Annotated in this window: 14 protein-coding genes; 13 read left to right on the top strand and 1 reads right to left on the bottom strand. The window is 59.1% G+C overall.

What is annotated here, in order from left to right; translation table 11 throughout:
- Positions 1–10: 10 nt before the first annotated feature.
- From fliG to Q1M54_RS04895, 9 genes are all read left to right on the top strand, one after another.
- The gene (gene fliG, locus Q1M54_RS04935; RefSeq protein ID WP_300554674.1) at positions 11–1102 is read left to right on the top strand and encodes a flagellar motor switch protein FliG; all 1092 of its coding nucleotides are present in this window, start codon (positions 11–13) and stop codon (positions 1100–1102) included.
- Positions 1089–2021, top strand: a complete 933-nt coding sequence (locus Q1M54_RS04930; protein ID WP_300554671.1) for a FliH/SctL family protein — start codon at positions 1089–1091, stop codon at positions 2019–2021. The genes fliG and Q1M54_RS04930 overlap by 14 nt, the downstream gene beginning before the upstream one ends.
- Entirely contained in the window at positions 2018–3337 is a 1320-nt protein-coding gene (locus Q1M54_RS04925; RefSeq protein ID WP_300554668.1) for a FliI/YscN family ATPase, read from the top strand. Before Q1M54_RS04930 ends, Q1M54_RS04925 begins: the two co-directional genes overlap by 4 nt.
- Before the next feature lie 17 nt (positions 3338–3354).
- Positions 3355–3804, top strand: a complete 450-nt coding sequence (locus Q1M54_RS04920; protein ID WP_300554665.1) for a flagellar FliJ family protein — start codon at positions 3355–3357, stop codon at positions 3802–3804.
- Between the two features lie 132 nt (positions 3805–3936).
- Positions 3937–5130, top strand: coding sequence for an ABC transporter substrate-binding protein (locus tag Q1M54_RS04915; RefSeq protein WP_300554662.1), 1194 nt, complete (start codon positions 3937–3939; stop codon positions 5128–5130).
- Positions 5131–5238: 108 nt separating this feature from the next.
- A complete protein-coding gene (locus Q1M54_RS04910) occupies positions 5239–6102 on the top strand; it encodes a branched-chain amino acid ABC transporter permease (RefSeq protein WP_300554659.1) in 864 nt (287 codons plus the stop codon).
- A gap of 16 nt (positions 6103–6118) precedes the next feature.
- Complete coding sequence (locus Q1M54_RS04905) at positions 6119–7132, top strand: branched-chain amino acid ABC transporter permease (RefSeq protein WP_300554656.1); 1014 nt, start codon at positions 6119–6121, stop codon at positions 7130–7132.
- Positions 7125–7892 (top strand): ABC transporter ATP-binding protein, encoded by a 768-nt coding sequence (locus tag Q1M54_RS04900; RefSeq protein WP_300554653.1) that lies wholly within the window; start codon positions 7125–7127, stop codon positions 7890–7892. The genes Q1M54_RS04905 and Q1M54_RS04900 overlap by 8 nt, the downstream gene beginning before the upstream one ends.
- A gap of 1 nt (position 7893) precedes the next feature.
- A complete protein-coding gene (locus Q1M54_RS04895) occupies positions 7894–8607 on the top strand; it encodes an ABC transporter ATP-binding protein (protein ID WP_300554650.1) in 714 nt (237 codons plus the stop codon).
- A 6-nt stretch (positions 8608–8613) separates the two neighbouring features.
- On the opposite strand, the gene Q1M54_RS04890 is transcribed toward Q1M54_RS04895, so the two are convergent.
- On the bottom strand, positions 8614–9384 hold the full coding sequence (locus Q1M54_RS04890; RefSeq protein ID WP_300554647.1) for an IclR family transcriptional regulator C-terminal domain-containing protein: 771 nt from the start codon (positions 9382–9384) through the stop codon (positions 8614–8616).
- Positions 9385–9568: 184 nt separating this feature from the next.
- Between Q1M54_RS04890 and pobA the strand changes: the two genes are divergently transcribed.
- The 4 genes from pobA (at position 9569) to Q1M54_RS04870 (ending at position 14607) form a co-directional block, all read left to right on the top strand.
- Positions 9569–10762: a 4-hydroxybenzoate 3-monooxygenase gene (pobA, locus tag Q1M54_RS04885; protein WP_300554644.1), complete on the top strand. Its 1194-nt coding sequence runs from the start codon at positions 9569–9571 to the stop codon at positions 10760–10762.
- 100 nt (positions 10763–10862) lie between these two features.
- Positions 10863–11732, top strand: coding sequence for a CoA transferase (locus Q1M54_RS04880; RefSeq protein ID WP_300554641.1), 870 nt, complete (start codon positions 10863–10865; stop codon positions 11730–11732).
- Positions 11733–11879: 147 nt separating this feature from the next.
- Positions 11880–14000, top strand: a complete 2121-nt coding sequence (locus Q1M54_RS04875; RefSeq protein ID WP_300554638.1) for an alpha/beta hydrolase domain-containing protein — start codon at positions 11880–11882, stop codon at positions 13998–14000.
- Positions 14001–14070: 70 nt separating this feature from the next.
- Positions 14071–14607, top strand: coding sequence for a DUF1003 domain-containing protein (locus tag Q1M54_RS04870; protein ID WP_300554634.1), 537 nt, complete (start codon positions 14071–14073; stop codon positions 14605–14607).
- The last annotated feature ends 64 nt before the right edge of the window (positions 14608–14671 follow it).

The following is a 14671-nucleotide window of genomic DNA, read 5'->3' as shown; positions in this document are numbered from 1 at the left end:
GTAAGAAACCATGGCCACCAAAAAACCCGACGACAAAGACGCCAAATCACCCGCAACAACTGCCGATACGCCTGAGATCTCGATGACCCAGGAGTTGACGCAGGAGTTGGCTGATCTGACCAGCACCCAGCGCGCAGCTGTTTTGATGCTTTTGCTGGGGGAACAGCAGGCTTCTGAAATCATCCGCTTCATGAACCCCAAAGAGGTACAGGCTCTGGGCGCCGCCATGGTGTCGGTGTCTGATTTGTCTCAAGAAGCGGTCAACATCGTGCTGGACGAATTTGTCACCATGCTCAAAAAGCAAACCAGTCTGGGACTGGGCACGGGCGACTATGTTGAAAAAGTGCTGAAACGCGCTTTGGGCGACGACAAAGCGGCTTCGGTGCTCAGCCGCATCATGCCGGGGCAAGGCAGCAAGGGTTTGGAGATTTTGAAATGGATGGACGCTCGCTCCATCGCTGAAATGATCCGCGGCGAACACCCGCAGGTCGTGGCCATCATTTTGTCGGTCCTGGAATACACCGTCGCGGCCGATGTGATGAATTTCTTGCCCAGCGAATCCAGGCCCGAGATCATGCAAAGGATTGCCAGCCTGGAGACGGTCCAGCCCTCGGCCATGGAAGAGCTCGAGCAAATCATGATGAAGCAATTTGCCACCAACTCGTCGTCCAAGTCCTCCAGCTTTGGGGGGGTCAAAGCGGCTGCAAAAATCATGAATTCGGTCAAAGTGGAATTGGAGTCGTCCATCATGGCTGGCTTGTCCCAACTGGATGCAGACCTGATGCAAAAAATTCAGGACAACATGTTCACCTTTGAAAACTTGGTCGGCGTGGACAACAAAGGCATTCAGGCCATCATGCGCACGGCCGAGCCCGATCTGCTGATGGTGGCCCTCAAGGGTGCACCCGATTTCGTCAAGGACAAATTTCTGGGCAACATGTCAGCCCGCGCAAGGGTCATGTTTGTGGACGACATGGAATCCAAAGGTCCGCTGCGCATCACCGAAGTGGAAGAAGCGCAAAAGAAAATCATGCGCTTGGCCCGCAAGCTGTCCGATGCCGGCGAACTGGTTTTAGCGGGCGGTGGCGATGGCTTTGTCTAAGATGGGCACTTACGACAGTGTTTGGAATTCGGACGCATTGCTGAGCAAAGCCACGGTGGTGCACACCTTTGCACGGACCGAATGGGATGCGGTTCAATCGCGATCCTTCGGGTCTTGGCCAATTCCTGTCCAAACCGCTTTGCCATCCAAACCGGATGGGCCATCGGCCTTAGAGGATGAGGGCAACCTGGCACCTGACTTGATCGATACCAGCGCCTTGGCACTGGCTGCGGAGCCGTCAGACACCGATGAAGCATCAACCCAAACCACAGTCTCGGAAAAAGCCTTGGAGCAGCTGCGCGACGAGGCCTTTCAGGCTGGTGTGGCCGAAGGCCGTGCCCAACTGCTGGCAGAAACCCACACCGAGCGCTCGGAAGAGCGAGAGTTGATCCAGCGTTTGGGATTAGAGCTGCGCAGCATCAGCCAGGATCCGCAACGCTTTTTTGAACCCCTTAAGCGCTTGTCATTGCATTTGGCCGAGCAGTTGGTGAGGGCAGAGCTGAAAATTTCTGGCCAAGCCATCCATGGCTTGGTTCAGTCTTGCATCCAGCAACTTGACCACCCCACACCACCGGTTCATGTCAGCCTGAACCCGGAGGATCTCAAGCGCCTGCAAGCCATGGGGGAAGCAGTCACTGCCCATATGCAATTGGAGCCCGATGTCCACTTGCGGCCGGGCAGCGTGCGCGTGCGCGTGCAAGACAGTGTGGTGCAAGACTTGATTGAAAACAGGCTAGAACCATTGGCACGGCGTTTGTTGCCCGAGCCAGAAGCTTGGATGCAGAACTCCAGCTTGGTGCAAGACCGTGCTGAGGCTTTGCCCGAGTCCACACCCAAAAGGGATTGGAATAGACAAGTGATTGACGTGCAAGACACCGACGTGAAACCGTCAACTCCAAACGATGGCGAACCCGAATGAACTTTGACCATGAAGTCAACCAGTTGATCGGTTCGTTGCATGCACCGGAGCCGCAACGCAACGGCACGCTGGTGCGCTTGGTGGGGATGCGGCTGGAGACGCGGGGCCTGATGGCACCCTTGGGCGCTTGCTGCGAAATCGTTGGGCAGTTGGGCCACCGGGTCGAAGCCGAGGTGGTGGGTTTCAACGACGAGACCTTGTTTTTGTTGCCATTCACCGAACCTCAAGGCATTGGTCCGGGCGCTCGGGTGCGGGTACTCAGTCACACATCCCAAGTGGCTTTAGGCCCTGACTTGCTGGGGCGCATCATTGACGGACGCGGCCAACCTTTGGATGGCAAACCTGCCCCGGATTGCCGAGATGTGCTGAGCCTGCAAGGCCGTCCCATCAACCCGATGGAGCGCGGTCCAATCAACGAAATTTTGGACGTGGGTGTCAAAGCCATCAACGGCATGCTGACAATTGGCCGGGGCCAACGCTTGGGACTGATCGCCGGTTCTGGTGTGGGCAAAAGTGTGTTGCTCGGGATGATGACCCGTTTCACCGAAGCCGATGTGGTGGTGATTGGCCTGATTGGCGAGCGCGGACGCGAAGTTCAGGCTTTCATTGAAGAGTCGCTGGGGCCTGTGGGCCTGGCCAAGTCGGTGCTGGTGGCGGCACCCGCCAACGAATCGCCGGTGTTGCGTCTCAAAGCCACGCACCTGACACACGTGATTGCAGAGTACTTCAGGGACCAAGGCAAAAACGTGTTGATGCTGGTGGACAGTCTGACCCGCGTGGCGCATGCGCAGCGCGAAATCGGCCTGGCCGTGGGCGAGCCACCCACGGCCAAGGGTTATCCGCCATCGGTGTTCGCCTTGCTTCCCAACTTGATTGAACGCGCCGGTGTGGGCCGCCACGGCGTAGGCTCGATCACCGCCATTTACACCGTGCTGGCCGAAGGCGACGACGCCAACGACCCGATCGTGGACATTGCCCGTGCTTCGCTCGACGGGCAGGTCATGTTATCGCGCAAGCTGGCCGATGCCGCCCACTACCCCGCCATTGATCTGAATGGCTCGGTGTCGAGGGTGATGCAAAACCTGATTTCGCCCGAAGATCAAAAAATGGCCAACCGCTTCAGGCGTTTGTGGTCGCTTTACCAACAAAACCAAGACCTGATTCAGGTGGGCGCCTACGAGGCCGGCAGCAATCCGGACCTGGATCAAGCGATCCGCCTGCGCACGTCGATGGAACATTTTCTTCAGCAAGACATGCACAGCAGCCAAGACTCGGCGACCACCCGCCACGAAGTTCAAGTGCTGATGCAGAACTGACACCCCAAGGAGCCCCCATGCGACAAGCCCGAACTTGCTGGCCGGTCCTGGTCAAAAAAGCCCAGGATGCGGTGAACGACGCCCAAAACGAAATCGCCCAGGCCATGGCCCGCGTTGACCAACTGCAGGCCAGCCATGAAAGGCTGTGCAGGCTGTACGACGAGTACCGGCTCAGAGAGCAAACGGCTCAAGTGCCTGTGATGGGCATGCAGGCCAGCATGAACCAACGGCAATTCATGGCCCAGTTGCTCAATTTGCAGCAGCGGGTGGTGTTGGACCTGAGCAGGGCCAAAGACCACGTCGCCATAGTCCGAAAGAAACGTGCATTGGCTGAGATTGAGTTGCACAAGATGAAGTCGATGGAAGCCCAAGATGCCAAGGCCGTCGCCCTTGAGCAGCAGCGCCATGAGCAAAAGCTGATGGACGAGTTGGGCGTGCGGCAGTTCAACCTGAGCTTGCAGCGTTGAGGGCGCAGTTCAAAGGGTTTTCACGGGGTCTGACGCACCCAAAAGTGCAAATCAATTGACCCATAATGACCAGGATCGTTGAGCGCCACACCAAGATTTGGCGTTTTTTCTTCCTTGTTAATGGAGACCCCCATGAGCCAACCCTCCTCACGCCGCCAAGTATTGGCACAAGGCGCCGCCCTTTTGGGCGCTACTTCTTCGGGCCTGCTGGTGCCACAAAGTGCGCTGGCCCAGACCGGAAAAATCCGCGTTGGCCTGATGCTGCCCTACACCGGAACCTTTGCACAGCTGGGTGTGGCCATCGAAAACGGCTTGCGCATGGCCATCAACGAACAAGGCGGCAAATTGGGTGGCCGTGAAATCGAGTGGTTCAAGGTGGACGACGAGTCCGAGCCTTCCAAAGCCATCGAAAACGCCAACAAATTGGTGCAGCGCGACAAGGTCGATGTGCTGGTGGGCACGGTTCACTCGGGTGTGCAAATGGGCATTCACCGCGTGGCCCGCGAAAGCGGCGTGATCAACCTGATTCCCAACGCGGGCGTGCACATGGCCACCCGCGCCCAGTGCGCCCCCAATGTGTTCCGCACCAGCTTCTCCAACAGCCAACCCACCATGGCCTTGGGCGAAACCATGGTCAAGCGCGGCCATAAAAAGGCCGTTTGGATCACTTGGAAGTACGCCGCTGGCGACGAGGCCTTTGAAGGTTTCCGCGACAGCTACACCAAAGCCGGTGGCACCATCGTCAAAGAACTCGGCCTGCCCTTCCCCAACGTCGAGTTTCAGGCTTTGCTCACCGAAATCGCCGCCCTCAAGCCCGACGCTGTGGCTTGCTTCTTTGCGGGTGGTGGTGCGGCCAAGTTCTTGCGCGACTATGCAGCCGCTGGCCTCAAGGGCAAGATTCCGCTGTACGGCTCGGGCTTCCTGACCGAAGGCGTGCTGGACGCTGCTGGCCCTGCGGCCGATGGCGTGCTCACCACCCTGCACTACGGCGACGGCATCGAGACCAAGCGCAACAAGGAGTTCCGCCTGAACTACGCCAAGACCTTCAAGCTGCAGCCCGATGTGTACGCGGTACAAGGCTACGACACGGGCTTGCTGCTGGTGCAAGGTGCCAACGCCGTCAAGGGCGACGTGAGCCAAAAAGCCGCCATGATCAAGGCGATGGAAGCCGCCGTGATCGACAGCCCACGCGGCAAGTGGACCATGAGCAAATCGCACAACCCGGTGCAAGACATTTACTTGCGTGAAGTCTCCAACAAAGAGAACAAAGTGATCGGCGTTGCCGCCAAGGCTTTGGCCGACTCCGGCGCAGGTTGCCGCATGTAAACTGCGCGGGCCCTCCGTGCCACGGCGGATTTCGGTCCGCCGTTTTCATTGGCGCTTGGGCTTTGTGCATCACCCTGCCGTTCTCACCCATTTGAAGAGAAATTCCTGATGGATTTTGTGAATTTTTTGATCCAGCTGCTCAACAGCGTTCAGTACGGGCTGCTGCTGTTCATGCTGGCAGCGGGCCTGACGCTGATTTTCGGCATCATGGGTGTGGTCAACTTGGCGCACGGCAGTTTTTACATGCTGGGCGCTTATCTGGCATGGTCGCTGGCCGCGCAGTTGGGCAGTTTCACTTTGGCCATCCTCGTGGGCACGGCTTTGTCGGTGGCCTTTGGCTTGGTGATCGAGCGTTTGTTGTTTCGGCACTTTTATCACCGCGACCACCTCGACCAAGTGCTGCTGACCTTTGGCCTGATCTATGTGTTTGAAGAGCTGCGCTCCATCATCTGGGGCGACGATGTGCACGGCTTGCCTGTGCCCCAATTGTTGGCAGCGTCCATTCCCCTGACCGAGAACCTGTCGTACCCGGTGTACCGGCTGTTCATGTCGGGCGTGTGCTTGGTCCTGGCACTGGGCTTGTATTTGTTGATTTCTAAAACCCGTTTGGGCATGAAGATCCGTGCAGGCGCTTTCAACCGAGAAATGACCGAATCCTTGGGCGTCAACATCAAGCTCATCCACTCGGTGGTGTTTGCTTTGGGCATTGGCCTGGCCTCGATCGCCGGCATGATCGCCGCGCCTGTGTCCAGCGTCTACCCCAACATGGGCTCACAGGTCTTGATCATGTGCTTTGTGGTGGTGGTCATTGGCGGCATCGGCTCGGTGCGCGGTGCTTTGATTGCTGCCTTGCTGGTGGGTCTGGTCGACACCTTTGGCAAAGTGCTGCTGCCCCAGGCCTCGGGCATGCTGGTGTATGTGCTGATGGCCTTGGTGCTGCTGTACAAACCCGAAGGCCTGTTCAAGCAATGAATCCGAAAAGAACACCATGAGCTCGCCCCAAATTCACCTCGAAACCCTGCCTCGCAGCATCCAGCTGGTGATGGTGCTGGGCTTTTTGGCGCTCGCCGCCTTTCCCTTTGTCGGGTCTGACTTTTACACGGCCATGGTCGTGCGCATGATGATCCTGGCCATCTTGGCCATGAGCCTTGACTTGCTGCAAGGCGTGACCGGATTGGTGTCGCTGGGCCATGCCGCCTACTTTGGCTTGGCCGGCTATGTGCTGGCTTTTATTACCCCTCAAAACGAAGCCATCAGCCTGTACACCAGCTTGCCGCTGGCCGTAGGCGGGTCCGCTCTGGCCGCTCTGGTGATTGGCTTTTTGGTGGTGCGCACACATGGCATTTACTTCATCATGGTCACCATGGCTTTTGCGCAGATGATTTTCTTCATCTTCTTTGACAACAAAGCGCTGGGCGGCTCGGACGGTTTGTTCCTCAACTTCCGGCCTGATGCGGGTGTGATCGACCTGGAAAACAAGCGGGTGTTTTATTACTTCACGCTGGCCTGCTTGGTGGCGGTTTATGTGTTTTTGCGCCGCCTCCTCTGGAGTCCTTTTGGCCGTGCGCTGTCGGGCATTCGGGTGAATGAGCACCGCATGCGGGCCTTGGGCTTCAACACCTTCAGCCACAAGCTGGCGGCCTTCACGCTGGCCGGGGCTTTGGCGGGTTTGGCCGGTTACTTGTTTGCGGCGCAAACCGGTTTTGTGAACCCCGAACTCATGGGCTTTCACCTCAGCGCACACGCCATCATGATGGTGATTTTGGGCGGCATGGGCAATTTTGCGGGGGCGATTGTGGGGGCCTTCAGCTTTGAGTATTTGTTGCACGTCTTCAAGGACTTGCCCGATATTGGCGGCTTCAAAACTGGCAAACACTGGCAAATGTGGATGGGCCTGTTCATCGTGGCCCTGATCATTTTTGCGCCCAAAGGCATTTTGGGTCTGGTCAACCGCTTTGTGGGCAGCAAAGCTGCTGTCGGCAAGGAGGCAGGCCATGACTGAGCGCAAGACCTTGATGTCGGCCAGTGGCCTGACCAAACGCTTTGGCGGCTTGGCAGCTGTCAACGATGTGTCACTGGAACTGTGGCGCGGGCACATTCATGCCGTGATTGGTCCCAATGGCGCGGGCAAGTCCACCTTGGCCAACCTGCTCTCGGGCGATTTACCGCCCACCAGTGGGCGAATGACGATGTCGGGCACCGACATCACCGGCTGGACCCCTGAAAAAATCTCCCGCCACGGCCTGGGGCGCAGTTACCAAAAGACCAATATTTTCAGCACCTTCACGGTTTGGGACAACGTGCGGTTGTCGGCGCAATCGCGTGCGCAGCCCTCCCCCTTCAACCCTTTGGGGTGGCTCCAGGCTGCGGCCAGGATGCAGGCGGTTAACCAACGCGCCGAACGCGCCATCGAATTGGCCGGGCTGCAAGACCGCCGCCACGCCCAAGCAGGCGCCACCAGCCACGGCGAACAACGCCAGTTGGAAATCGCCATGACCTTGGCCACCGAACCCCAAGTCTTGTTGATGGACGAGCCATTGGCGGGCATGGGCCAAGCAGAAGCCGAGCGCATGGTGCAGTTGCTGTTGCGTCTTAAAAATGAACATGCCATCTTGCTGGTCGAGCACGACATGGACGCGGTGTTCACGCTGGCCGACCACCTCACGGTCATGGTCAACGGGCAAGTGATCGCCAGCGACACGCCCGCAGCCGTGCGGACCGATGCGGGCGTGCAGGCGGCCTACTTGGGCGAGGAACATTGAGATGAGCGATTTGTTGATCCAGGCCCAAGACCTGAACACCTTCTACGGCGCCAGTCACATCTTGCGCGGCGTGAACTTTTCTGTGGGCCGGGGCGAGACGATTGGCCTGATGGGCCGCAACGGCATGGGCAAAAGCACCTTGCTCAAAACACTCATGGGCATCGTACCGCCGCGCACAGGCACCGTGGACATCAAGGGCCAGCGCATGAACGGCCGCCCCACTTTTGAAGTCGCACAGCAGGGCATCGCCTATGTGCCTGAGGGCCGCGGCATCTTTGGCAACCTGAGCGTGGTGGAGAACCTGAAAATGGCCGCCCGACCGGGCACGAAGGGCCAGCGCGACTGGACTTACGAGCGGGTGCTGGAGACCTTCCCTCGCTTGAAAGAGCGCCTGGGCCACGGCGGCCAGCAACTGTCAGGCGGAGAGCAACAAATGCTGACCATCGGCCGGGCACTGATGACCAACCCCGACGTTTTGATTCTGGACGAGGCCACCGAAGGCCTGGCCCCGCTGATCGCCCGCGATATCTGGCGCATCTGCAGCCTGATCAAAGAAAGCGGCATCAGCTCGATCATCGTGGACAAAAACTGGAAGCACGTCACCCAGATCACCGACCGCAACATCATCCTGGTCAAAGGCCAGGTGGTGTTTGAAGGCTCGTCACCCGTTTTGCTGGCCGACCCGGGCGTTCTGGAGCAGCATCTGGGGGTCTGAGGACCTTCACAGCAAAGGGCGCAATTCTCTGGCCGCCTCCAGCAGCAAGGGCAGCCACTTGCGCTGCACCGCCCCATCGCTCAATTGGTCTGCCGTGCCCACCACATTCAGCGCGGCCAGCGTTTGGCCTTGCATGTTGCGCAGGGGCACCGCCAGTGCGTGGATGCCCAGCTCGTGACCATCGCGGGCCAGGCAATGGTCGTCCTGCCGCACCTGATCAACCAGCGCCTTGAATTTGGCCGGAACCACTTCGGTTTGAGGGGTGATGCGGGCCAACTCTCGGCCTTTGAGCCAGGCAGCAAAGTCGGCCTTGGGCAGACTGGCCAGCAACACCCGCCCGGTAGAAGTGGCGTGCGCTGGCAAGCGCGCGCCCAAATGCAAGCCATAGGCCAAGTGGCGCACTGGCTCGGCCACCCCGGCACTGCGTGCCACGATGACGCATTCGTCACCATCACGCACCACCGCACTGAAGGCCGCCTGCGTTTGTGCGGCAAGCCGGTTGAGCGTGGGTTGCAGGGTGCGCGGCAGGCGCGATGTGGCCATGTAACTGCCCGCCAAGCGCAGCACCCGCGCCGACAACCAATAGTGGGAACCATCGGTTTCCAGATAACCCAACTCGGCCAGCGTGAGCAAATGTCGCCGGGCCGCAGCCCGCGTGATGCCCGTGCGCTGCGCGGCCAGTGTGGCGTTCAGGCGTTGGCGCTCGGTGTCAAAAGCCTCGAGCACAGCCAAACCTTTGGCCAGGCCTTCGATGTAATCGGCTTTCGCCAGGGTCATGGGGCACCATCTAAAAACAAATTGCGGCACCAGCCGCGGCAACTGAATATGGTATTGATTTTGGTCATTTTGCGCGATCATCGCACAAAATGACTCATCACCGCGCAATCATCATCACGCTTGCAAGCGCTCCATTCAGCAGCCACATAAGCTTTGGGATTACCTTTTTGCACTTGAACACGCCATGAGCACCACACGCACCCAAGTCGCCATCGTCGGCGCAGGCCCATCGGGCCTGCTGCTGGGCCAACTGCTTTTCAAGGCAGGCATTGACGCCATCATCGTTGAGCGCCAAAGCGGCGACTATGTGCTCTCGCGCATTCGCGCGGGCGTGCTGGAACAAGTGACCATGGACTTGCTGGACGAAGCAGGCGTGGGCCACCGCATGCACAAAGAGGGTTTGGTGCACACAGGTTTTGATCTGCTGTTCAAAGGCGCTCGCCACCGCGTGGACATGCACAAACTCACTGGCGGCAAAAAAGTCATCGTGTACGGCCAAACCGAAGTCACCCGCGACCTGATGGACACCCGCCAAGCCGAGGGTTTGCCCACAATTTACGAGGCAGAGAATGTGCAGGTGCACGAATTCGACAGCCAAAAACCCCGAGTGACTTACGAAAAAAATGGCCAACTGCACACCATTGAATGCGACTTCATCGCCGGCTGCGACGGTTTTCACGGCGTATGCCGCGCCAGCGCTCCCAAGAGCGCCATCAAAGAATACGAAAAGGTCTATCCCTTTGGCTGGCTGGGGGTGCTGTCTGACACCCCGCCGGTGCACCATGAACTGATCTACGCCAACAGCACCCGTGGCTTTGCCCTGTGCTCTCAGCGCAGCGCCACGCGCAGCCGTTACTATTTGCAAGTGCCCACCACCGACAAGGTCGAGCAATGGTCGGACGACGCCTTTTGGGCCGAGCTGCGCCATCGCCTGGACCCCGAAGCCCGTGAGCATCTGGTCACAGGCCCCAGCATCGAAAAAAGCATCGCCCCGCTGCGCAGCTTTGTGACCGAACCCATGCGTTTTGGCCGGATGTTCTTGGCCGGCGACGCCGCCCACATCGTGCCGCCCACAGGCGCCAAGGGCCTGAACTTGGCTGCGACTGACGTCAAGTATTTGTCCACCGCCATCATTGAGTTTTATGCCGACAAGACCGATGCCGGTATCGATGCTTATTCTGAGCGCTGCTTGCGCCGCGTTTGGCGTGCCGAACGCTTCAGCTGGTGGTTCACCAGCTTGATGCACCACTTTCCAGAAAACGGTGACATGGGGCAGAAGTTCCAAGACGCCGAGCTGGACTATCTGATCCACAGCGAAGCCGGCTCACGCACCATGGCCGAAAACTATGTGGGCTTGCCGCTGAACTTTGGCGAATAAAAGCCCGCAAGGGCGACAACCCCGGCTCAGCGCTCATCCGATAATGCGAGCATCTTAGAAGCCGCACAGCGCGGCTTCGCTTCAATACCAAGGTGCACGCATGTCTTCTGTCAAACCCCTGCGCGGTCTGCGCGTTTTGAGCCTGGCCCTCAATCTGCCGGGCCCCGCCGCGTTGATGCGTCTGGCCCAAATGGGCGCCCAATGCACCAAGGTCAACCCGCCCTCAGGCGACCCGATGCAGCACTACAACACCCGTGGCTACGATTTGTTGCACGCGGGTGTCAAGCACAAAACGCTGGACCTCAAAACCGAAGCCGGCCAAGCTGCGCTGCACAAGCTGCTGCCCAAGACCGATGTGCTGCTCACCTCGTTTCGCCCTTCTGCACTGGCCAAATTGGGCTTGGACTGGAAGGCTCTGCACCAGCAATACCCTGCCCTGAGCTTGATCGAAGTGGTGGGTGCACCCGGCCCATTGGCCGAAATTCCTGGCCACGACTTGACCTACCAAGCCGAGGTTGGCCTGGTCAACGGAATGGACTTGCCGCCCAGTTTGTTTGCCGACATGGGCGGCGCCGTGATGGCCAGCGAAGCCACGCTCAAAGCCGTCATCACCCTCAAAACCACGGGCAAAGGGTCGCACCATGAAGTGGCTCTGTCTGAAGCTGCTGCTTGGCTCGCCCTGCCACGCCAACTGGGCCTGACCACGCCCGATGGGGCGGTAGGCGGCGCACATGCGGGCTACCGCGTGTATGCCTGTAAAAACGGCCGCGTGGCCGTGGCAGCTCTGGAGCCGCACTTTGCCATGCGCCTGTGCGAAGCCGCTGGCATTGCGCTGGTACACCCGGTCAAAGACCTGTTCAAGCCCGCCACGCGCCAAGCGATCGAAAACTTTATGGGCAGTCAAACCCGCGCCCAACTGGACAAACTGGCCACGGCCAAAGACATCCCGCTGCTCACGTTGCCGCGCTGAGCGCCTGGCACTGAAAACAGTGCCTCTTTGTCAGCAGCTGTCGCCCAGGCGGCTCAAATGGTTGGGTAGCGTTGTTTTCGATCGGCTTTTCCCTTGAATATTCAAGGCTTTTCTTGTTCAATGAAGTCACTCGTTTGGAGCAACGCCATGAACAGGAAAGCCATGACCCTTACAACTTATCGAGGCCTTTGGGCCTTGGCCTTGCTGACCCTGGTGAACACCAGCACCCATGCGCGCGTCACCCGCATCGTCATCGACGACACACGCCCTGTGGCAGCGGTTCCGGGCAAACCAGCGGGCATTGCCTATGAACAAGTGGCTGGTCGCGCCTTTGGAGAGTTGGACCCCAAACTCGCACAAAACGCCATTGTTCAAGACATTGAGCTGGCCAAAGATGCCGACGGCAAGGTTCGCTACATGGCGTCCTTTGTCATCTACAAACCCGTCAACCTCAAAGAAGCCAGCGGCCTGATGTGGCACGACGTACCCAACCGGGGGCGCGTTTATCCGTATGCTGAACAAGAGTTCGCCAACGGCGACATCGGGTTGGCCAGCGCCTGGCAAGGCGACAACGTGGGGGCCACAAGTGTGAAGTCCAAGGCCAGCATCAACGGTCTGCAGTTCTTGCAGCTCCCAGTGGCCCAAAATCCAGACGGCTCCAAGGTCACGGGGCAAGTCTTTGCCCGCATCGTGAACCGCTCGGGACCTGCTTCGCAGCCACTGATGGTGCAAACCAACCCCGTGCCTTACCAGCCCATGAGCCTGGACACGCGCCAAGCCAGCTTGGTCTCGCGTGGCCGCGAAAACATGAATGGCGAAGTGTTTGATGAACAGGCCATCGCCCCCACCGAATGGGCCTGGGCCAAATGCGATGCACAAAACCCCTTTCCCGGCAGTCCAGACCCCACGCAGATTTGCCTGAAAAACGGCTTTGACGCCAAACGGCTTTACCAAGTCGTGTTCACCGCGCAAGACCCCTATGTTTTAGGTCTGGGCTTTGCAGCATGGCGTGATGTGGCGGTGTTTTTCAAACACGCCAAAGTCGACGATGCGGGCACGCCCAACCCCGTGGCCAGCACGGTCACCCACAGCATTGCGCGGGGAATTTCGCAATCGGGTAACTTCCTGCGGGGTTGGCTGCACTTGGGCTTTAACCAAGACGAAACCGGCAAGGCTGTTCATGACGGCCTGTGGCCCATCATCGCGGGCCGCCGCATTGCGCTGAACTTCCGTTGGGCGCAGCCCGATGGTGTGCTGGAACTTTACCAAGCGGGCAGCGAAGGCCCCCAGTGGTGGCTGCCGCATCCCGACACCGTTCGCGGCATTCCAACCGCTGGCATTTTGGACCGCTGCACCCAAAGCCGCACCTGTCCCAAGATCATGGAGCACTTTGGCTCGGCCGAAGTCTGGGCGTTGAAACTCACGCCCGAGTGGATTGGCACCGATGCCAAGCAAGACTTGCCACTGCCGCCCCATGTGAAGCGCTACTACATCGCCAGCAGCACCCACGGCGGTGGCGTGGGTGGCTTTGACACCAGTCTGCCCGGTGTGGCACTGCCCAAAGAGGGCCCCATGTGTCCGGGCAATAATTTTGGCCAAGCTGTCTTGCCGGCCAACCCCGTGCCACACCGCGAAACCGTCAACGCTCTGCGCGTTCACTTTCGCAACTGGGTCATGAAAGGCACCGAGCCACCGGCCAGCCAGTACCCAACTTTGGCCAAAAACCAATTGGCCCTGGCCGAAAAATCAGCGCTGGGCTACCCCACGCTGCCCGGTCTGCGCCCGACCGTGCCTGAGCGGGACTTCATCATGCCGGTGCACGACTACGACTGGGGCCCCGGCTTTAGAGCCGTTGACGGCTCTGGCATACCCAGCAACGCACCGCCCAAAATCAAACAAGTGCTGCCCATGTACGCCCCCAAGGTCGATGCCGATGGCAACGAATTGGGCGGTTTGCCGGTGGTGTTGCTGGACGCGCCCCTGGGCACTTATTTGGGCTGGAACGTGACCGCAGACGGTGCAAGACCTTTCCACAAACACGAGATATGCAACTACGTGGGTGGCATGGTGCCCTTTGCCAAAACGGCGGCAGAACGGCAAGCCAATGGCGACACGCGCTTGTCGCTGCAAGAGCGCTATGGCTCGCACGAGGGCTATGTGCAAGCCGTTGTGAAAGCCACTGAGCGCGCCATGCAAGCAGGTTTTCTGTTGAAGGACGATGCCCAAGCGCTGATTGAAGTTGCCCGCAAAAGTGCGGTACTGCGCTAACGCGCTGCGTTTGTGAAGCTTGCGCAGACTTGGGCCTGTTACCCTAAAGCCTCCAAGACTGGAGGTCAACGTGTCCATCAAAACCCAAGCCCATGTGACGCACTCGCCCCATGAAATGCAGCAGCTGGAGCTGCTGCGTCAACACCGCCGCGCACAACGCGGTCAAGCACTGGGCTCGTTGGCGCACACAGAACCCCTGGACAGTCCACCCTTGCGGCGGGGGCAGCGCTTAGCCGACCAAGTGGCCAGAACCATCGGCTCTTGGCGCTTCATCCTCATCCAAAGCTCGGCCATCGCCATTTGGATCACCGGCAACGTGCTGGTGGGCGCAAACGCATGGGACCCCTACCCCTTCATCTTGCTGAACTTGCTGCTCTCTTTCCAAGCGGCTTACACGGCGCCCGCGATCATGATGAGCCAAAATCGCCAATCTGAGCTGGACCGCAAACACGCACAAACTGACTACGAAATCAATGTCAAAGCCGAGCTGGAAATTGAGCTGCTGCACGAAAAAATTGATCTCATCAAAGAACAAGAACTGCTGGCCCTGACCGAAGCGGTGCGAGAACTTTCGGCACAAGTGCGCTTGTTGACGGCCCGCGCATGACGCTGCCGCGGTGAGGCTCAAGGGCAACCTCGAATTGGCGCCATCTGAGTTTGAAACTGCGGAC

This window comes from Limnohabitans sp. Rim8 (assembly GCF_943326455.1).
In the GTDB taxonomy this organism is placed as follows: domain Bacteria; phylum Pseudomonadota; class Gammaproteobacteria; order Burkholderiales; family Burkholderiaceae_C; genus Limnohabitans_A.
The sequence above is the reverse complement of the archived record's forward strand: the minus strand, read 5'-3'. Positions and strand labels throughout refer to the sequence as shown.